Annotated in this window: 20 protein-coding genes and 1 riboswitch; of the genes, 3 read left to right on the top strand and 17 right to left on the bottom strand. The window is 31.0% G+C overall.

What is annotated here, in order from left to right; translation table 11 throughout:
• From N5B56_RS11940 to N5B56_RS11890, 11 genes are all read right to left on the bottom strand, one after another.
• Positions 1 to 326: NAD(P)-binding domain-containing protein (locus N5B56_RS11940; protein ID WP_260979054.1), on the bottom strand; the 326-nt coding region annotated here is incomplete at its 3' end.
• 259 nt (positions 327 to 585) lie between these two features.
• A complete protein-coding gene (locus tag N5B56_RS11935) occupies positions 586 to 1,287 on the bottom strand; it encodes a FadR/GntR family transcriptional regulator (RefSeq protein ID WP_022088421.1) in 702 nt (233 codons plus the stop codon).
• 179 nt (positions 1,288 to 1,466) lie between these two features.
• Positions 1,467 to 2,654: a methionine adenosyltransferase gene (gene metK, locus N5B56_RS11930; RefSeq protein ID WP_260979053.1), complete on the bottom strand. Its 1,188-nt coding sequence runs from the start codon at positions 2,652 to 2,654 to the stop codon at positions 1,467 to 1,469.
• A 114-nt stretch (positions 2,655 to 2,768) separates the two neighbouring features.
• A riboswitch (SAM riboswitch) is annotated at positions 2,769 to 2,865 on the bottom strand.
• A 197-nt stretch (positions 2,866 to 3,062) separates the two neighbouring features.
• Positions 3,063 to 3,527: a ribose 5-phosphate isomerase B gene (gene rpiB, locus N5B56_RS11925; protein ID WP_022088423.1), complete on the bottom strand. Its 465-nt coding sequence runs from the start codon at positions 3,525 to 3,527 to the stop codon at positions 3,063 to 3,065.
• 235 nt (positions 3,528 to 3,762) lie between these two features.
• Positions 3,763 to 4,629 (bottom strand): ABC transporter ATP-binding protein, encoded by an 867-nt coding sequence (locus N5B56_RS11920; RefSeq protein ID WP_022088424.1) that lies wholly within the window; start codon positions 4,627 to 4,629, stop codon positions 3,763 to 3,765.
• A gap of 14 nt (positions 4,630 to 4,643) precedes the next feature.
• Positions 4,644 to 6,767, bottom strand: coding sequence for a hypothetical protein (locus N5B56_RS11915; protein ID WP_260979052.1), 2,124 nt, complete (start codon positions 6,765 to 6,767; stop codon positions 4,644 to 4,646).
• Positions 6,764 to 8,077: a hypothetical protein gene (locus N5B56_RS11910; RefSeq protein ID WP_260979051.1), complete on the bottom strand. Its 1,314-nt coding sequence runs from the start codon at positions 8,075 to 8,077 to the stop codon at positions 6,764 to 6,766. The genes N5B56_RS11915 and N5B56_RS11910 overlap by 4 nt, the downstream gene beginning before the upstream one ends.
• Positions 8,078 to 8,081: 4 nt before the next feature.
• Positions 8,082 to 9,779: a hypothetical protein gene (locus tag N5B56_RS11905; protein ID WP_260979050.1), complete on the bottom strand. Its 1,698-nt coding sequence runs from the start codon at positions 9,777 to 9,779 to the stop codon at positions 8,082 to 8,084.
• 153 nt (positions 9,780 to 9,932) lie between these two features.
• On the bottom strand, positions 9,933 to 10,295 hold the full coding sequence (locus N5B56_RS11900) for a hypothetical protein (protein ID WP_260979049.1): 363 nt from the start codon (positions 10,293 to 10,295) through the stop codon (positions 9,933 to 9,935).
• A gap of 183 nt (positions 10,296 to 10,478) precedes the next feature.
• Positions 10,479 to 11,033: an accessory gene regulator B family protein gene (locus tag N5B56_RS11895; RefSeq protein ID WP_260979048.1), complete on the bottom strand. Its 555-nt coding sequence runs from the start codon at positions 11,031 to 11,033 to the stop codon at positions 10,479 to 10,481.
• A gap of 11 nt (positions 11,034 to 11,044) precedes the next feature.
• A complete protein-coding gene (locus N5B56_RS11890; RefSeq protein WP_260979047.1) occupies positions 11,045 to 11,230 on the bottom strand; it encodes a cyclic lactone autoinducer peptide in 186 nt (61 codons plus the stop codon).
• A 365-nt stretch (positions 11,231 to 11,595) separates the two neighbouring features.
• On the opposite strand from N5B56_RS11890, the gene N5B56_RS11880 reads away from it, so the two are divergent.
• Both N5B56_RS11880 and N5B56_RS11875 read left to right on the top strand, forming a co-directional pair.
• The gene (locus N5B56_RS11880) at positions 11,596 to 12,903 is read left to right on the top strand and encodes an ATP-binding protein (protein ID WP_260979046.1); all 1,308 of its coding nucleotides are present in this window, start codon (positions 11,596 to 11,598) and stop codon (positions 12,901 to 12,903) included.
• 101 nt (positions 12,904 to 13,004) lie between these two features.
• Positions 13,005 to 13,712 carry a LytR/AlgR family response regulator transcription factor gene (locus tag N5B56_RS11875; protein ID WP_260979045.1) on the top strand — a complete coding sequence of 236 codons (708 nt, stop codon included), beginning with the start codon at positions 13,005 to 13,007 and terminating at the stop codon, positions 13,710 to 13,712.
• Positions 13,713 to 13,881: 169 nt separating this feature from the next.
• Here the strand turns inward: N5B56_RS11875 and N5B56_RS11870 are convergent, their stop codons facing one another.
• The 5 genes from N5B56_RS11870 to N5B56_RS11850 all read right to left on the bottom strand — a co-directional run bounded on the left by N5B56_RS11870 (position 13,882) and on the right by N5B56_RS11850 (position 19,277).
• The gene (locus tag N5B56_RS11870) at positions 13,882 to 14,304 is read right to left on the bottom strand and encodes a flavodoxin (protein ID WP_260979044.1); all 423 of its coding nucleotides are present in this window, start codon (positions 14,302 to 14,304) and stop codon (positions 13,882 to 13,884) included.
• Between the two features lie 134 nt (positions 14,305 to 14,438).
• Positions 14,439 to 15,020, bottom strand: a complete 582-nt coding sequence (locus N5B56_RS11865) for a DUF3793 family protein (protein ID WP_117910761.1) — start codon at positions 15,018 to 15,020, stop codon at positions 14,439 to 14,441.
• A gap of 395 nt (positions 15,021 to 15,415) precedes the next feature.
• Complete coding sequence (pyk, locus tag N5B56_RS11860) at positions 15,416 to 16,828, bottom strand: pyruvate kinase (RefSeq protein ID WP_260979043.1); 1,413 nt, start codon at positions 16,826 to 16,828, stop codon at positions 15,416 to 15,418.
• Between the two features lie 404 nt (positions 16,829 to 17,232).
• Positions 17,233 to 17,829: a DUF4352 domain-containing protein gene (locus N5B56_RS11855; RefSeq protein WP_260979042.1), complete on the bottom strand. Its 597-nt coding sequence runs from the start codon at positions 17,827 to 17,829 to the stop codon at positions 17,233 to 17,235.
• A gap of 368 nt (positions 17,830 to 18,197) precedes the next feature.
• Complete coding sequence (locus tag N5B56_RS11850) at positions 18,198 to 19,277, bottom strand: serine/threonine-protein kinase (protein ID WP_260979041.1); 1,080 nt, start codon at positions 19,275 to 19,277, stop codon at positions 18,198 to 18,200.
• An 87-nt stretch (positions 19,278 to 19,364) separates the two neighbouring features.
• Between N5B56_RS11850 and N5B56_RS11845 the strand changes: the two genes are divergently transcribed.
• Complete coding sequence (locus N5B56_RS11845) at positions 19,365 to 19,817, top strand: hypothetical protein (protein WP_022088436.1); 453 nt, start codon at positions 19,365 to 19,367, stop codon at positions 19,815 to 19,817.
• A gap of 127 nt (positions 19,818 to 19,944) precedes the next feature.
• Here the strand turns inward: N5B56_RS11845 and cysK are convergent, their stop codons facing one another.
• The gene (cysK, locus tag N5B56_RS11840; RefSeq protein WP_260979040.1) at positions 19,945 to 20,874 is read right to left on the bottom strand and encodes a cysteine synthase A; all 930 of its coding nucleotides are present in this window, start codon (positions 20,872 to 20,874) and stop codon (positions 19,945 to 19,947) included.
• Positions 20,875 to 20,975: the final 101 nt, after the last annotated feature.

The following is a 20,975-nucleotide window of genomic DNA, read 5'->3' as shown; positions in this document are numbered from 1 at the left end:
GCAAACATAAGCATGTTTCCTGCTTCAAGGTTTGGTTCGATGTCTTTCTTGTACATATCAGCCTGTAATTCATCATTAATAAGAATCATGATGATGTCAGCTTTCTTTGCTGCTTCTGCTGCTGTATATACCTTGAATCCCTGCTTTTCAGCCTTAGCCCATGACTTGCTTCCTTCATATAAACCAATGATGACATCGCATCCTGATTCCTTTAAGTTTAATGCATGTGCATGTCCCTGGCTACCATAACCGATGATTGCGATTGTCTTTCCATCTAATAATGAAAGGTTACAATCTTCCTGATAAAATATTCTTGCTGTTTCCATAATATTTTATGCCTCCTATTTAATTAATCTCATTTATAAAAATGTTTATTTTTTTCTTATAGTTTTGTATTATATCGCTCGCGTTGTCTTATGTCAATAGTGTTGTCTGTTTTCTTCATAAAAATTTTTATGCAAACTTTTTATGTCTGTCTTGTAAATCTAAATTCTCCCCCCAATTTATTATGCTATTTTGCAAATTTTTACGGCAATTTCTTACGCTTTTACAATAATGGGTACTGCTTTGTTTTAAATCATTTAGTTAAGCCTTGTTATTACCCTGATTTTTATTTATTTCTAACTGGTCAATAGCATGCATGATATGCACCCGCATTGCACTTCTGGCACCTTCTGCATTTCTATTTTTCATAAATTCCATAATCATTCTATGCTCTGATATAACCTGCTCTACAGGAATATGCTCTGTTTCATACAAATAAACACCTTTTTCAATTGACTGATGCAGTACAGGCTCTAGTTGATTTATAAATTCATTATGAGTTGCATTTGCAATGGAGCAGTGGAACATCATTTCTTTATGTGTATAATCTATGCCTTTTAAAAGCAGTTCTTCTATTTCTTTACCTATGGCAAATATTCTTTCTAGTTCTCTATCTGATGCCCTTATGGTCGCATAATACGCTATCTCCGGTTCAAATATAAGACGCATTTCATAAAGGTCATCTATATCAACCTTTGCTGAAGCCGTATCTTCAAGACCTGCTACCATTTTAGGAGTGTAATCTTCTCTTATAAATGTTCCTTTTCCCCTCTTTATTTCCAATACATTTCTTGCTACTAAAATACGTATTGCTTCTCTTAAGGTAATTCTACTTACTCCAAGTTCTTCAGATAACTGAAGTTCATTTGGAAGTTTATCACCGGGATTATATTTTTTTTCAACTTTTATCATCGACATTATTGTCTCTGCAACATCATCCGATAATCTTTTATTTTTTCCCATAATAATCTCCATTCAAAAAACCACATAGCCATATTGTTTTTTGGCCATGTGGTTTATAATTCAAAATATAATATACAGGTTCAAAAACACCTAAATTATAGTTATGTTTTTATTTCGATATAATTTAATCCCTTTGCCTTATCAGGTAACAATTTAATAACCCTTGTTACTAAACATATCTATAAGTATTTCTTTAATACATCAACTTTGTCTAATCTCTCCCATGGAAGGTCAAGGTCAGTACGTCCAAAGTGACCATAAGCTGCTGTCTGTTTGTAAATTGGTCTTCTCAAATCTAACATCTTGATAATTCCTGCCGGTCTTAAATCAAAATTCTCTCTAATGATATCTACTAACTTATCATCATGAATCTTTCCTGTTCCAAATGTATCAACCATTATTGAAGTTGGCTGTGCAACACCAATTGCGTATGATAACTGAATTTCGCATTTTTCAGCAATTCCTGCTGCTACAATATTTTTCGCAACATATCTTGCTGCATAAGCTGCTGAACGGTCTACCTTTGTGCAATCCTTACCTGAAAAAGCTCCGCCGCCGTGACGTGCATATCCACCATAAGTATCAACAATAATTTTTCTTCCTGTAAGTCCACTGTCGCCATGTGGTCCACCGATTACAAAACGTCCTGTAGGATTGATAAAATATTTTGTATCCTCGTCTAACATTTCCTTAGGAAGTACCGGTTCAAATACATATTTCTTTATGTCTTCATGAATCTGTTCCTGTGTAACATCAGGATCATGCTGTGTTGATAATACTACTGCTTCAATTCTTACAGGCTTATCATTTTCGTCATATTCTACTGTTACCTGACTCTTTCCGTCCGGTCTAAGATATGCTAACACTCCATCTTTTCTTACTTTTGTAAGCTGTTTTGTTAATTTGTGAGCTAATGAAATTGGAAGTGGCATTAATTCTTCTGTTTCATTTGATGCGAAACCAAACATCATACCCTGATCTCCTGCACCAATTGCTTCAATTTCTTCATCACTCATCTTATTTTCTTTTGCTTCTAATGCTTTATCAACACCCATTGCGATATCTGTTGACTGTTCATCTAATGCAACTATAACACCACATGTATCTGCATCAAAGCCATATTTTGCTCTGTCGTATCCAATTTCTCTTACTGTATCTCTAACTGTTTTCTGAATATCAACATAACCTTTTGTTGTAATTTCACCCATAACTAAAACAAGACCTGTTGTAATTGATGTTTCACATGCTACTCGGCTCATAGGGTCCTGTCTCATTAACTCATCCAATATTGCATCTGAAATCTGGTCACAGATTTTATCAGGATGTCCTTCAGTTACTGATTCTGATGTAAATAATCTCTTCTCCATCATCGTTCTCCTTTTCTTAAGCTTTATCTAATTTATCTTTTAGCAGATTTATCCAAAATTTCATAAAAGAAAATCCACTGTTTTAAACAGTGGATTTGAAATCAAGGTTTTCAAATCTTATTGATCGATTGCTCGCTCAGGTGGGCACCTTCCATATAGGGGTTGCCGTGGCATCACAGATCCTTGTATCTCCGCCAACTCTGAATAAGATAAATTAATCATTTTATTTAACTAACAAAAGTAGAATAATACATTCATTTCTTTCCGTCAACCATTATTTTATGAACGCCATATAAATTCCATATAAAATATGAACCATTTTTTTAATAATCTATATATATAATTGCACTTCTTAGCCGGTATCTACATATACATTATAAAATATTATTCCACTTTATTTCACAAATATTATTTGCTGTATTTTTCTTCTATTTCTGTAATCATCTTTACTCTGTTCTCATGTCTGCCGCCTTCAAATTCAGCTCCAAAGAATTCGTCAAGAATCATTTTTGCCAACTCATCTCCTACTACTCTTGCGCCAAATGCAATTATATTAGCATCGTTATGCATTTTTGTAAGTTTAGCTGAATATGGGTCACTACATACTGCTGCTCTAACACCCGGAACTTTATTAGCAGCCATTGAAATACCGATTCCTGTTCCACACATTAAAACGCCGTAATCTACTTCGCCATTTACAACTGCTTCGCCAACTTCCATTCCCTTCTTAGGGTAATCGCATTTAATGATTTCTCCATTTTCATCATAATTTGTACCGTAATCTACACATTCATAGCCTTTTTCTTTCATATAAGCTATCATCTTATCTTTTAAATCTACTGCTGCATGATCGCATCCAAAACCAATCTTCATAATTTGTACCAACCTTTTCTTTTTATGTTTACTAAATTTATAAGTTTTATTCTACCATAAGTAAGTTTTATCATAAGTATTCTGTGTGACTGTTACCAAAATTTTGTAGTCTAATTTTAATTAGCTGATTCTTACTTATTTTAATATATTACTTATTCAAATGAAACCTTTTTAATAATACATCATATTCAGTTATTTTCAATCATTTTGGCAGATATTTGCTAAAAATACATGTCTATCTGTCTCCAAATATATGCAAATATAAATCTTCTAATGTTGGTGAAGCCTTTTTTGCATTGTCCACATCCGGAATCCCATCACATAAAAAACGCACCCTAATCTTTGCATATTCCTTCGACAAACTTGTAACTGTATATTTGTTCATAATTGAATTTACATCCTGTTCATTGATTTCTGCTTCATATACAACATCTTCAATACCTTTTAACAGATTTTCAGGAGTATCTTTTTTTCTAAGTATTCCGTTATCTAAAATTAATACTTCTTTTGCGATAAATTCAATATCTGAAACAACATGAGTTGCAATAATTACAATCTTATTAAACCCAATCTGAGATATCAGATTTCTGATTCTAATTCTCTCCTTTGGGTCAAGTCCTGCCGTTGGCTCATCTAAAATAAGAATCTTTGGGTCATTTAATATAGCCTGTGCAATTAATGCTCTTTGTTTCATGCCCCCTGAAAAGGATTTTAATTTTTTATTTTTAACATCATACAAATTAACAAATTTAAGAACTTCTTCTATTCGTTTTTTTGCCTCTGTTTTTTTTAATCCTTTTAATCCTGCAATATAATCAAGAAATTCTGCTACGGTAAAGCTATCATATACTCCCTGTTGCTGTGGCATGTATCCTATAAGATTTCTATAATCTTTGCCCATGCTTATTGTTTCTTTTCCATTATATAAAATTTCTCCACTGCTTCTGTCTATGGCATCTACTAAAATATTCATAAATGTAGATTTACCTGCACCATTAGGTCCTAATAAACCATATATTCCTTCTGTAAATTTACACGAGAATTTATTTAGTGCTTTTTTGTCACCATACTTTTTCGAAAGATTATTTATTTCTAAAATCATAGTTTATCCCTTTTCTATAAAATTTTTCTTTTAGTATAGTTCTTAAGATTTTTAAAATTCATAATAAAAACTGCTACTATAATAATTGCTAAATTAATCCATTCCACTACAGTTGCTTTTGTAAAATAATCGCTCATGTTTACTACCGGAATAAACATAATCTTATTCATAAATTCAACTCCCAGCATATATAGCACAACCGGCATAACTATAATTCCCATAGATATTACTACATTTTTGATGTAATCAGGAGAAAAATCCGATATTCCCACTACAAGCAAACCTAGTAAAATCATGCCTATGCATTTGCATAAATAAACTAAAATTAAAGCTGCAAGAATTGATATATGTAACGGAAAATGTTGCAACTGTGATAGACTCTGTACAGGTGCCGCAAATCCGTTTGGCTTATATGCTTTTAACAAAATAACAAGCCACGGAATAGTTTCAATACACCATAAAACAACCGAAATTAAGATTGCGTTTAAATATTTATTTCTAATTAATTTGCTTCTTCCATAATATGTAGTATCCAAAAGTTTCTGCATTTCTTTCTGCCTGTCATAAGTAAATATTGGCACTACACAAAATACTGCAATGATAAATAAAATCAGGAAACTAATATCCTTATCGTATATTGTTACATCACCAAATATGTAACCGAATACTAAATCATTGGTAAACCAGCCTTCAATATTCTGCTTTTCCTTCAGTTCTTTAAGATAATCATTTTTCTCCTGAACTTTTTGGAAATCATCGTATGGCATCATCTGTGCATTATATTCCTGACTTGCCATAACATATACCTGATTATCAACCTCACCATTTATGTATTTTTCCGTAAGTTCGTCATATCCTGCCTGAATCTCATCATATCTTTTCTGTTCAGTATCAAGATACTCCTGACTCTTTTTATCCGGAACTCCATATACTTTTGAAATATAATTTGCATAGCATTTATCATGATAATCCATTTTAGTATTATCATTGCTCAAAAAATATCCCTGAATCACAACAAGTATTATGACAAAGAAAGCAACTTTATTAACTGCAAATATTTTCTTTTTCTCATAACTAAGTATTCCTTTTGATTTTATGCCTATGTTTTTCTGTCCTTTAGCAATTCTTAAATGCGGAAACTTTATTACTCTTTTCGTTGTAAACGAATACATTGCAAAGACTATTGATGCCGACAGATAAACTGCCATTATTATTAATGTCCACTTAAACAATTCAAAAGGATGTTGTAAAATATTTATATTTATGTATTTTGCCATAAACGATTTAGTATTTAATAAGGTAACAGGGCTTAACATTTTAAATACAGCCGTACTCATATTCCACTCAATACTATTAGTTATAAGTAATGAAACTGCCGTGCTTATAAGAATTATCCCATAAGTAACCGTTTCATTTTTTACAAGCGATATTATTCCTATAACTACAATTCCTATAATGCAGACAGCTATCCATTTAACCATGAAATATATAATCATATACTGCCATATCTGCATTGGCAGGGCAAATTCATAAAATCCACGCACTGACTGAATCGGTACATTCATTCCGCTAAGTCCATACTTAATATATAACTGAACAAATTTAATTCCATATACAATTATTATTGCAATTGCTGACGTTATGGATAATGCCACCATCTTGTTCACAATTAAATTCAACCGTCCGTTCCTGCAGGATTTTAATAAATCTAACATTCCTTTTTTTATTTCCTGACTTACTAATATAAGTGCAATCTGAACGACCATTACAAAAAGTATTATGTCCGTAAGTCCGAATTCTGTTATCTTCTCAATCACCCTATAGTTACCATATACCGGTTTCACATTTTTTACGGCTTCATATGCCTTAACCGTTCTTTTAGCATTGCTTAATTGAAATTTATTGTTTTTAGAAAACAATACAATGCTTTGCATATTTGTGCCATCCTCTTTTATCTTAATAAGATATTTACCGTAATTGTCAATCTTATTCTTCTGTAACTTATCCTGTGCAGCAATCTGTTCCTTTGTTTCTATTTGTGTTCTCGTTTCATAAAGTACATTAACTATGCACAAACTTATTAATAACGCTATAATTATTTTAGAGAATACTATTTTCTTTAATTCTTTTATTATCATTTCTTTATTTTTAACCCAATCATCTCTCCTTGTGAAAATGACGATACATAACTATCACTCTCTGATTCCTCATTCACAAAATCACTAATATACCCATACAGATATTTATTGCCTGCAGCCTGTAATACCAATATCTTTTTATCCATATCATAATCAGGCTTTATATCTGTCCATTTATGTTTGTCCGTATCATAGCATCTGTATTCCGGAGGGATACTCTTATCTTCCGCATCCGGAGCCCCAAGTTCTTTATCTTTATCATACTGTGTCTTTACAATATATATTTTGTTATTTGCATATGAATATGTCATACGATATGCATTATCCAACTCCTTACTTGTGCCTTTTTTAATATCGTATTCATACAAAGTATATTGTTCGCTATAGTTTGTTGTATAATAATAATAATTTTTATTAGCTCCAATTAAATAAAAGTCGTAAAAGCCTTTTACATTCTCCATTCCTTCATAGGTCATATTATAATTAAAGCCCATCTTTTCAACATCACCATTCTTTATATCTACACAATAATAATCACTATGTCCGTCAAAAACTTTTATCTCTTCTTCGTAAGGATTATCACACGAAGTAAACCATTCCATATATTTATTCCATGTTTTGAACTCAGAATCATATACACTCTTATTATCATACCTTACACCAAGAAATATCCTGTTCCCATTCTTCGTCTTTGAAAAGCAATCTATTTTTGCCTTACTTCCAAAGTCTGTCATTTTTCTCTGCTCCCCTGTTTTTATATCTATTTCATATAATTCCGATGTTTCAGATGCAACCATAGCCATTCCATCTTCATCGGCTTCGCCATCTTCATCAGAAAAACTTGTAAGATAAATCTTTCCATCGATAAAAAGAGCTTCATGATCATCTGTAGAAAAATCTAATGTTGCAATTTTCTTTTTATTACTTCCATCAACATTGCTTTTATAAAGCGTTGTTCCACCTGTATCTAAAAAATAATAAAGATTATTTTCATAAATAAATGGATATGCCACTTTTCCTTCCATTATTGCATTACATGTAATTTTTTCACCTTCCACGTATTCATGGTTGCAGTTAGCCAGACCACATGCAGCAATAGTTGCATTTGTCTTTGGATTATACATTTGAATACATGAATAGCCTGTACTCATATCGTATCCCGCAAGTGTAACCATATCCTCTCCATAAGATGCATCTGTCTTTATTACTTCTGTAGTGCTAACTTTATCATTTGTCTGTACATCACGACTTCCGCATCCCATCATAAATAAAGACAGTAATCCCACCATAAAAAAAACTCTCTTTCTCATTTGTTCACCCCTTACTCATTTCCAATCTCTGTTTATTTATTTCCGATACAACTTCATCTGCCCCGGCTTCTTTTAGTTTTCTGTCAAAGTCATTCCAAGCCTCCTCAAAACTTCCATATTCATCGCTAAATAACTTCGGCACGTCATAATAATTTCCTAAAAATCCACTTTCTATCTTTTTAATTTCTATTAAATTTTCTTTATAACCTGATAAATCAAAATACTCTCCCTCTATGGACGTATTTATTTTTGCATCTTTCATAGATTCTTTTGCCAGCTGTCGATCAATATCATCCTTATCATCTACAAGATACTGATTTGCCAAATTGTCTGTTCCATCCGACGTATATGAATCACAATTTTTTGGCGTATAATTCTTAACTTCATACCCCACGGAATCTGTTCCATTTACCATTATGTTTGACAGTATTTTATCACTGCATATCGTAGCTATTGCATCTAAAGCTTTATCTTTATTATTAGATTTACTACATACTCCATTAATTGTTGAATAGCCTCCGATATCTGTTGTATATCTTTTTATCATAGGTACAACTTCCATATTCTGACTGGTATCCCAGCGTGTAAGAATATTCATTTTTTTCTTTCCTGATGTTGTAACGCAACAACTTTCTATAAAACTATTAATAGTTACATCCCCTATAAGATTAGATGTACCGTAGTAATTTTTTTTGCCTTTTATGCCATTAATGCAACTATATCCCTTCTGATACATTTCATATAGAGCTTCATAATCCTTTTTTATCATTTTACTATTAGTAATTGTTATAACATTGTCATCGTCAGTGTTCGCATCTACACCAATACAATCAAGCCAAAATACCGGGTCACTATCATAATTTTCAAAATAAAAATTAGGCTCCAAAAAATTCAATTCATATTGACTTAGGTAACTTGCCGTAACGCTATATTTATAATCACTTTCCCAGCCTTTTATTTTATTTAGCACAGGAATAACGCCGCCAAGTGATTTTCCTTCAATATCACTTTTTTTAATTTCATATTTATCAGCTACATCCCTGTTGTACATATAGTAATTTGTTTCACTCGAAAAAACGTATGTCTTAAATCCATAAAATGCCCCATTATAAAGGCTCAATCTATATAATCCTGAAGGATATGCATCCATAAGTTTTTTGTATGATTCTGTATCGCTATACTTATCCAAATCTTCATATATTCCACTGAAAATCATCTTTTTGCTTGAATTATCTACTACATCGCTGTATCCTACCGATGTTATTATGTCTGGCGGATTCTCTCCGTTAACTACATCAAGTGCATAATCTAATGTCATATTTTCTAATGTCACAGGCATAAAATAAATAACATAATCCGCACCATTTTCTACCAGATAATCATTCACAGCAACCATCTGCTCGTCCGAGTATCTATGCTCTACATTATCATTCCACGCTTGTGGTTCAGCATACATATAACTTAAAATTGTTTTTCCCGGATACCTTTCTTCAAGAAATTCCTTAGACAATCGGCTCTGCTCATCTTTATTGTTATTTACTGTTGAAACTTCCTCTTTAGTATCCGTTACTGTTTCTTTTACTTCTTTTTGTGCTTCGTTTAAAAAATCTCTAACACTATCTTTTTCTGTATTATTATTGTTACATCCTGAGAGTATTATTGCTGAAGATAACAGCAATATTTTTAGACTTTTGTTTCTCATTCTACACCCCCTATTATAATTAATTCCAATTGACATATTGTCATTATTTTCCCTTTATTACATTATACTACATAAAATTATTTTATGATATTTTTTATTTATATAGAGGTGCATTTATTTAATACACCTCTATATGTACACTTATTACTTACTCTATTTTGGAGCTACACTATTATAACTCCAATTAAGTCCTCCTTTATAATAAACATAATGTTCACCAGATGCACTTATCCACTTCTTTCCATTTTCAGTATCTTTATACTTTTGAACAGTTGTCGTTGCACTCTTACTTTTACTAACATTGTATGAACTATGGCTAGAATCTGTTGCATGTAACACTGTAATTATTTTATAATCTGATGCTGTTGCATAAGAACAATACGTCGTTGCTAACGCCCTTGTTTTAGTATTCTGAAACACTGTACTTCCTCCACATACATTCGCAGCTGAAACACTACATATATTAGATACTAAAAGTGTTGCTGCTGTTAATAAACATATAATTTTTTTCTTCATTAAAATCCTGTCTCCTTTCGTAATTTAATTGATATTAAAATACCAACATTATATAGCTTCAATGATTGTAAACTAATATAACTAAATATATTTTTCTTTTCCATATTTATTACACGAAACGACAAAAAACTGTTGTTTTTGGTCATCATATTTTTTACAATTTTCATAAAAGCCTGTTTTCGTTTATTTTCTATTGCATTTTTGCAATATACATGGTATCTGCAAACATGCCGATAACATTATTCCCACACTTATACATACAGCATATTCTTCTTTATTTATTAATATTAGTGCGAAATATATTATTACGCTTATTAAAACTATAACGATTATTCTTAATTTATATTCTTTTTTTTCACTTAAATCTAATTTACGATTTTCATTATCAATAGGACTAAACATAATCAGATTAATAACCGCCCATAGAATACCTATATCAAAAATACTACTATACATAACATTAGTAATAATACAAATACATGCTAGTAATATTATGCATGAAGAAATAATGCATACCCATGCCTGCTTAGCATGAAAACCACCACTAAATTTTCTGACTGACATAAACGTAATTATAAATAATATGCTTTCAAGGACTTTTCCCATCACACTTCCTATAATTATCGAAATAAATAAAGGAAAAAAAGACAAGAAAAAACTGTATGTAGCATACTCGTACAATTCTCTATCTTCTTTTAGTATTGCTTTCTGCTTAATTAACCATGTAACAATGTACACCGATAGGCATCTCATTTCTTTTTATTTCTAAAACGCTCCAACGTTTTGGGTGCCTTTGGTTGATAAAGAACTCCACATGATGTCGAATTTGCACTAGATTTAAGTACTAAATCAAGCGAACCTGTTATCAGCCTAGCTGTTTTTGTAATGACATTTCTATCTTTCAACGCACTCCCCCCTTTCTTTTTTATTACCATTGAAAGCTATACACACATAATAATTTATCATTGTAAAAAAATCGACATTATATACATGAAACGACATTAAATAGTATTTTTTGGTCGATTAGTTTTGATTTTTTTTATTTTATAGTATATTATATATGATACTAGGGTCAAAAAGTCTAAGACCACATGAGCTTGCTAATAAGTGGTCGAAAGACTTTGAGGCCCTCCCCAATATTCGCATAAAAGTGAGATGAATATCCCACGATATGCGAATATTGGGGAGGATTGTGGGAGTGCGTAGCACAGAACAATCCGTAGGCATCAAAGTTGAGAGGCTTTTGGCACCGACATCTTATATATAAATAGTTATTAATTACATACAGGGGGTTCTTATTATGAAAACAACAATACTATATTTATTGATTTATATCATAGAATCTTTAATACTATGGTGGTATACATCTAATTTATTTAATTCCAAATACTCAAAAATACGAAATTTTATTACCTTATTTATAGGATACGGCTTTCTATTTTTACTTTCCTTTATAAAATCTTTTTGGACAAACACAATTTTTTTCACATTAATTAATTTTGTCATTATATTGTTATCTTATAATATTAAATGGAATGTTTGCCTTTTTCACTCAATAATAATTACAAGTATTATGAGTTTAAGCGAAATGACGATTATTGGTCTATTTTCTCAATTTACCAATACAGCAATATCTATACACCCTAATATTAAAATTATGATTACTGTAACATTGTTATCTAAAATATTATATTTTTTAATTTTAAGAATTATTGCAATTTTATTAAATACACCAACATACGAAAATGGTTATACCAGTAAGGCAACCGCTTTACTTAATGTTATTCCAATATTTTCAATTTATATTTATCTTACACTCACAACAGTATTGCTATGTGTTCCTATATCTAAACATTTTAGACATATGCTTTCTTCATGTTCAGCATTTTTACTTATTATATGTATATTAACTTTTTATATTTATAATTATACTCAACAAAAAGCAAAGGAATTTATGGATTTACAATTGCAATTACAAAAAGAATATGATTTGGCAGAATACTACAAAACCTTATTTAAACAAGATGAAAATCAAAAAATTCTAATTCACGATATTAGAAAACACCTTATGTCTATTGCCAAATTAAATGAACAATATGAGCATGATAAAATTAGTGAATATCTTGATACTATTTTAAATTCACCTGATTTACAGACTTCAGTTCATATTTCTGATAATGAATTGTTAAATTCTCTTCTGTGTCATTATATACAATCATGTAAAGACAACAATATTATATTTAAAGTTGATGTTCGAAAAAAGCTACTTTGTCATTTGGATTATTCTGACCTTACAGCATTGTTTTGCAACCTATTAGACAATGCCATGGATGCTTGCATTAATATCCAGAATTCATACATCGATTTAAGTGTTACTTCAAAAGAAAATACTAATATAACTATAATTAATGTTGTTAACAGTTGTACTGTCAGTCCAACATTTAACAAATCCGGAATGCCTGTTTCCAACAAAAAGAACCTATTAAAACATGGATTTGGACTTAAAAGCGTAGAACGAATCGTTAACAAATATAATGGAAATATTAAAATGTATTTTAACAACGATAAAAATACTTTTCATACAATTATAGCAATAGAAGGTCGCTAAGTTTATGAAGTTTTAAAAAATATATTATTATTGAATTTTATTTTATCCTTATTGTATAATTATTAACAACATTCAATTTTATTGTAGAAGGGGGAATTACAATGCGAATTTTAATTTGTGATGATGACTTAGAAATCTCTACACAACTAAAAGATATTTTACACTGCTTTTTTAATACAACCTCTTTAAAACTACCTGAAATAACGGTTTATAATAACGGTAAAGATTTACTTTCAGACTGCAATGAAAAAGATATTATTTTTTTAGACATAGAATTGCCTGATGTAAGCGGTATATATGTTGGAAATCAGCTCAAAAAATCAAATCCGAACATAATTATATTTATTGTAACTTCATATTCAAAATATTTGGATGACGCAATGCGCTTCCATGTATTCCGTTATCTTTCAAAGCCATTGGATAAACAAAGAATTTTTAAGAATCTGAAGGATGCACTGAACTTATACGCTTCCTCTGTATCAAAAATTCCAATTGAAACCAAAAATGAAGTCTATACCGTATTAGCATCTGATATAGTCTGCATTGAAGCTCATGGTAGAAAAATAACTGTTCATACTGTTGACAAAGATTACGACTCTATACATACCATGCAATATTGGATGGATACATTAAATATGCCATGTTTTTTTATTTCTCACAGAAGTTATATTGTCAATCTAGAATATGTTTCTAAATTCGACCATTCATTAATCTATTTCTCCTGCAATAAATTGCAGGCCTATTTAACCAGAAGAAAATATACACAATTTAAAGATGCGTATTTAATATATTTAGAAAGCACAAGATAATAAATGCCAGTGAACTTATTTCACTGGCATTTTTATTATGTTAGTAGAATTTATTATGATTTTCTCCATATTTTTTCAGGAGTAGTTATCAAATCTTATTTGGTTTGCTTTATATCAAAGCTATTTCACATTTGAGATTGTTTTGTATAAACACTATTTAATTATTATATTAAACTAATGCTGCTCCAAGAGCTTTACATGCTGCAAGGGCTTCTTCATCAGGCATTTCATTAGCAATTACACTATCTGTTGCAAGTTTAATTCCTGATGCTGCACAGTCAGCTTCCCAATTTTCCATCCATTCGCCTGTTCCCCAACCGTATGAGCCAAATAATGCTACTTTCTTTCCCAGTAATTCAGGTTTGCACTCATCAAACATTGGTGCAAATTCGCTTTCTTCCAAAACTTCGTCTCCCATGGCAGGGCATCCAAATGCAATTCCATCATACTCTTTTACTTTAGCTGCGCCAAAATCTGCTGCTGCAATTAATTCGGCTTCTGCACCTGCTTCTTTTATTCCTTCAACTACAGCTGTTGCCATTGTTGATGTATTACCTGTTCCTGTCCAAAATACTACTGCGATTTTACTCATTTGTTAAAATCCTCCTTATTTATATTTGCTTATGATTATTCATAAGTTTTTTATTATATGATATTATTTTCAGAATATAACTGACTAATTATTATGTGCTACGTATTATAACTAATCTGCCTACTTATATTCATTTAAGCTGCAACTGTTAATTGCATAACACTACGCCCACTAATCCAAAGATTCATATAAATATCTCTGCATTTTTTATATTTACGAAATGTCTTTGTTGCCTCTTCTTCATTGCAATATACTTTCCAATAACCTGTACATTTGCAATTGCACCCATGATTTTCAATAAAGCCTTTTACATCACCTATTGGATATCCTAAAAATATTCCTATTTCATGTGGAAACTGATTTAACTTTTCAAATTTCTTCTTTAACTGGAGTATTATGTTTTCGCAATTAACGCCTCCGACAATTTCATTGTCATCAATCAAATATCCATGATTTAATAAGAAACTTCTTATTTCATCCCTGTTTAATATTTTTTCCAAATCTGCTCTTCTGTAAACATATATAAGGGCTTTATTCACTCCCACGTTTTCTGACAAAATGTCAAATGTAATACCTTTTCTCTTCATTTTTGAATTCCAATAAGTCACTCTTACATGAAGCTCTTTTAGTGATTTATATGTATATGTAAATAGGCTTGCTGCCTTAATAGACGCTAACGTTGGAGAACAATGCTCTATTAACTCCTGTTCAAACATATTGCCTACCTCCCAAACATTTTAATTCCCGCCTTTAGTTAGTTATAACTAACCTGTAGGTCAAAAAAATTACGGGCTTTATCAGTCATAAGTCGTGTTTCATTGGAGGTAGAAACTTACTTATGACCTAAACACTTTCGTGTTGCATTATGCCCGATTTTATAGGTGCAGTTAGTTGTTAAAACTTTGCGTTAGTCTTAACTAACTACAATATACTTTACATTCTTTTGTTTGTCAATATAAATTTATAGAAATAATCTTTTTAGTAACAATTAATCTAATTAAACATACAATGCAATGTCTAAAAAAGAACTGCAAATAAAAGTATTCACAATTATTTGCAGTCCCTCTTTAATTTAAATTTTTCTAATTATTTATCTTTCAAAATCAGCTAATTAAATTCTTTCAACTTTAATTAAGTTTGTATTACCTGATGTGCCATTTGTATATCCACCTGTAATTACGATTCTGTCATCTTTTTCTAAGCCAAGTACTTCTTTAGCTGTTTTCTTAGCTGTGTAGAATAAAACTTCTGTAGAATCAAATTCTTCTACCATAATAGGTGTTACACCCCATGATAAAGCTAATTTTCTCCATGTCTTCTCATTTGTTGTAAGACCTACAATATCAACCGGTGAACGGAATCTTGAAATCATTCTTGCTGTCATACCTGATAATGTACATACAGCAATTCCTTTTGCCTTAATATCAATAGCCATACCACATGTTGCATGTGAAATAGCATCTATTTCATTTCTAATCTGGAAATCAAAATTTCTAAATCTTTTATCATAATGGATACTCTGTTCTGTTCTTTCAGCAATCTTAGCCATTACTTCTACAGCTTTTACCGGATATTTTCCTGCTGCAGTTTCTCCTGATAACATGATTGCACTTGTTCCATCGTAAACAGCATTGGCAACGTCTGATATTTCAGCTCTTGTTGGTCTGATATTTGTAATCATTGACTCTAACATTTCTGTTGCTGTAATAACTCGTTTACCAAGCATACGACACTTAGTAATCAAATGCTTCTGAATTGCCGGAAGCTCTTCGTATGCAATTTCAACACCCATGTCACCACGGCCAATCATAATGCCTTCACAGGCTTCGCAAATTTCTTCAATATTATCTACACCTGCCTGATTTTCAATCTTTGCAATGAGGTCGATATCTTCACCGTCATTTTCTTTCAAAAACTGCTTTACATCTAATAAATCCTGCTTCTGTGATACAAATGAGCATGCAATATAAGCAACTTCATTTTTAATACCAAATAATATATCCTGCTTATCCTGTTCACTCAAATATTTCTGTTTTAATACTTTATTAGGGAAGCTCATACTCTTTCTGTCTGATAAAACACCACCTACTGTAACTTCTGTGATAATGTTGTTTCCCTTAATTTCTTTTACGACAAATTCCATTAAACCATTATTTAATAAAATTCTGTCCCCTACATTTAAATCCTTGTTCAAATTCTTATAAGATACAGAGACTATTGTCTGGTCGCCTTCTACTTCATCAGTTGTAAAAGTAAATGGGTCTCCAGCCTTTAATTCAATCTTTCCGTCTTTAAATGTTCTAATTCTATATTCTGGTCCCTTTGTATCTAACATAACCGCTATAGGAAGATTTAATTTTGTTCTAACTTTTTTAATTATATCAATTTTTTTCTGCTGTTCTTCGTGTGTGCCATGTGAAAAATTGAGACGCGCAACGTTCATTCCTGCTTTACACATGTCTGTAATGATTTTCTCGTCTGTAGATGCCGGTCCTATTGTACATACAATCTTTGTTTTACGCATTATTCTTCTCCTTATACGCTTAATTTACTTAATTTGAATTTCCAAAACCAAGGATAGATATTTGAGAAATTATATTTGAAATATTATACCAAATACATATTACCTAACCCCATTTATAATACAAATATCCTTTATTTATTTCAACTGTTTTTTCCTATTTAAAAGAAAAATACACTTTTTAGCATCAAATACTTTATTTTTAAAACTAAAAAGGAAAAAATCCTTTAAGTATAGGTTGTGCCATTTTAGAAAAAATATCCATTTTCTAAGCAAATCACCTTAACTTAAAGGACTTTATGTTTTTGCAAATATTTTATTGTCGAGATATATTCAACTGATATGCAATCTATTGTTTATTTTGCTCTCAATTTTTTATATTATCCGTATTTGCATTTTTATTTCACTTACTGATATACAAAAATTATCTTATCAGATGTAAGGAAATTTATATCATATTCTATCTTTATTTCTTTTGCATCTTTAGGTACTTCAAAAAATATCTTTCCTTTTGTTTTTCTTCCCTTTGAAAGAGTTGCATCTAAACTTTCCTGATCAAAATCATAATATGATTCGCAATCATATCCATCTGCATAACACGAAAAATCACCTGTAGAAATGTATTCATTATCATCTGATATATTTTCAAATTCAAATGTAGCATATATTATTTTGTTTCCCTTTGCCGGTTCTGAATATTCACTATAATCAGTAAATTCACCACAATCCAAAAAAGAGACTTTCAAACTTTTAGTTTCAACTACATCACCTTTTGCAAACTCAGTCTGTACTGACTCTTCCTGTTTATCATTTTTAGAATCAGCATCGCCTTTATTTTCATCATTAGAATCTTTTTTGTCATCTGTCTGCGACACTTTTTTAGGATTTGAATCAGTTCCTGATTTATCTGAATCTTCTGAGTTTCCCCCTGCTGCTACAATTATAAGTACTACAATCACTATCGCTGCTATCCACCATTTTTTCTTCTTTTTCTCGCCTGCCATAATTTTCCTGGTATGATGTATTTAAATTTAAACACACCTATACTCTCCTCCTTCTAAAATGTTATATTTAACCGGATTAATTTCTGAAATTGAAATCGTTTCTCAAATCCTAAAAATACAGTCAAGGGAATTATGACCGTTTTAAGTTTTGAAATCGGAAATCATTTCGTAAATCCGTGTCTGATTTACAACTATTTTATAGGATTTGTGGAAATATTTGGTATGCTGTCAGCATACAATTATTAAATTGTAAATTTGCATTAATTTATTAAATTTCGTGGATAGTTTTATATGTATATTTAATTGCAATTTGCAAACTAAGCAAACAAAACTAAGCTTAAAGTGACCTTACATTTATAACTTACAATTTATATAATTATCAATGCAACAACTATTAATAATACGAGAATTGTAACCGGATAAATTGCAAATCCAATCAATCTTATCAACATATTTTTTTCTTTTACAATCGGAAGTCCGTCTCTTATTCCTCTCCAATTAAAGTAAATTGCTACTGTAACTAATTCTGTTATTAGCATAATTATCTTGAACACTATATCTTCTTTTGTCTTAACAACCGGATTAGAACTACTTGACTCCATCGCCATTGCAAGACTAATCATACTTGCATATCCTGCCAATGCAATTAACATATTAGCAATCTTTCCGCTTCTAAATCCAGGTGGCAAAAATGACTGTTTTATTTTTTCATCAGTTTCATTACACTGAAAACTAATTCTTTCGCCCAATTTATTATTTAATGCCTGCTCTAACTTTTCTATATTTTTATATCTTTTTTCAGGGTCTATAGATGTACATTTATCTATTATTCTTTTAAGACTCTTTGTTTCTTTATCAGGATACTCATCAACCATGAGTATATTTTTCATTAGCATTCCTATCGAATAAATATCTGACCTGCAATCCGTCTGTGCAAAACCACACTGTTCAGGTGATGCATATCCTTGTGTTCCCATTATTACTGTATCAACACTTTGATTTTCGTCATATTCCCTTGAAATGTTAAAATCTACAAGATATACGACATCATCATTTGAAACCATAATATTTGTTGGTTTTATGTCTCTATGAATAATCGGCGGATTCATATTATGTAATTGTTTTAAAATATTACACAACTGTTCCATGATTTTTTTTACTGTTTCCACATCAGTTTTGTTATATTTTTTGTCCAAAGTCTGTCCATGTATATATTCTTCTATAATAATAAGTTCTTTCTCATCTTCTATAATTTCATATACTTTTGGAATTCCTTTGATTTGCCTGTTTTTCAAAATTTTATATATTTCTATATTATAATTTTTCAAAGTCTTTTTAATGTATATTCCATCATTTACAGTATTTTTTACTAATTTCACATTTTCATGTTTTCCCATATCGGACAGTTCTTCGTAAATTGACAAAATATATTTTTCTCTGTTAGTCATATTGATTTCCCTTTACATTTTTAATAAACTGATGTAGTTAATATTATACACTATTTTTGATTATCACAAAAGAAAGGACGTTTTAATTTGAACAAATCAGACATAAAAAATTTATCAGAGAAACCTACTGATGATCTTTTAAAGATATTAAAATCTGCTAACAATCAAAAGGATTTAAAATCATATATTTCATCAAATTTAGATGAAGAACTGAGCCTTGACGAATATTTGGGAAATAAACTTACTGAGAAAGGGATTTCTAAAAGCCAGGCAATTAAGAATTCAAATCTCGATAGAACTTATGGTTATGAAATTTTTAAAGGTCAAAAGGTTATCGGACGTGAAAAACTAATCGCACTTTGCATTGGAATAGGTCTGAATCTTACTGAAACGCAGCGTGCTCTCACTATTGGCAAACAAAAAATCTTATATGCAAAGGATGCAAGAGATTCTATAATTATTTTTTCCATCAATAATAATTACTCAATCATGGAAACAAATGAATTATTGTTTGAAGAGAATTTTGAACCTATAAAATAATAGTTACAGAAACGGTTCTAAACTTTACTCAAGACCTGATAAATAGCGCAGAAAGCAATATAATACACAAAACTCTCAACCTGTTACGGCTGAGAGTCTTTGTGTTGTTATTATATATACATAATTCCTACTGGAATAATGGAGTTGAATAGTATCTATCACCGCTATCAGGTAATAGAACTACAACATTCTTTCCTTTGTATTCAGGACGCTTTGCTACCTGAATTGCTGCATAAAGGGCTGCTCCTGATGAAATACCTACTAACACACCTTCTTTAGCTGCAACTTTCTTTCCATATTCAAATGCAACTTCATTTGGTACTGCAATAATTTCATCATATACTTTTGTATTCAATGTGCTTGGTACAAATCCTGCTCCAATCCCCTGAATTTTATGTGGTCCTGATTCACCCTTTGATAAAACAGGTGATGTTTCAGGTTCTACAGCGATTACCTTAACGTTAGGGTTCTGTTTCTTTAAATATTCGCCTACACCTGTAATTGTTCCACCTGTACCTACACCTGCAACAAATACATCTACGTTTCCATCTGTATCTTCCCAGATTTCAGGTCCTGTTGTTTTTCTATGTGCTTCAGGGTTAGCCTGATTTTCAAACTGTGCCGGAATAAAGCTGTTTTCGATTTCTTCTGCTAATTCATTTGCCTTAGCTATAGCACCTTTCATTCCCTTAGCGCCATCTGTAAGAACAATCTCAGCTCCATATGCTTTAATAATGTTACGTCTTTCAATACTCATTGTCTCAGGCATTACGATAATGCTCTTATATCCTTTAGTTGTTGCAATTGCAGCTAAGCCGATACCTGTATTACCTGATGTTGGTTCAATAATTGTTGAACCTGGTTTTAATTTTCCTGTACGTTCAGCGTCTTCAATCATTTCTTTTGCAATTCTATCCTTTACGCTTCCTGCCGGATTGAAGTATTCAAGTTTTGCTAAAATCTTTGCTTCAACACCTTCAGTTTCTTCAATCTGTGTAAATTCAACTAATGGTGTATTTCCAACTAATTCTAAAGTTCCCTTATATATCTTTCCCATAATAATCCTTCTTTCTTTTCTTGCGGGTTCCGTTGTCTTTTTACGCTTAATGCGGGTTTTGCGGGTTCCGTTTTATTTTTATTACAAATTTTATTATACTA

The organism is Eubacterium album, assembly GCF_025336545.1.
GTDB classification, from domain to species: domain Bacteria; phylum Bacillota; class Clostridia; order Lachnospirales; family Lachnospiraceae; genus Eubacterium_U; species Eubacterium_U album.
Note: the sequence above shows the minus strand (reverse complement) of the source record. Positions and strands in the feature narration are given on the sequence as shown.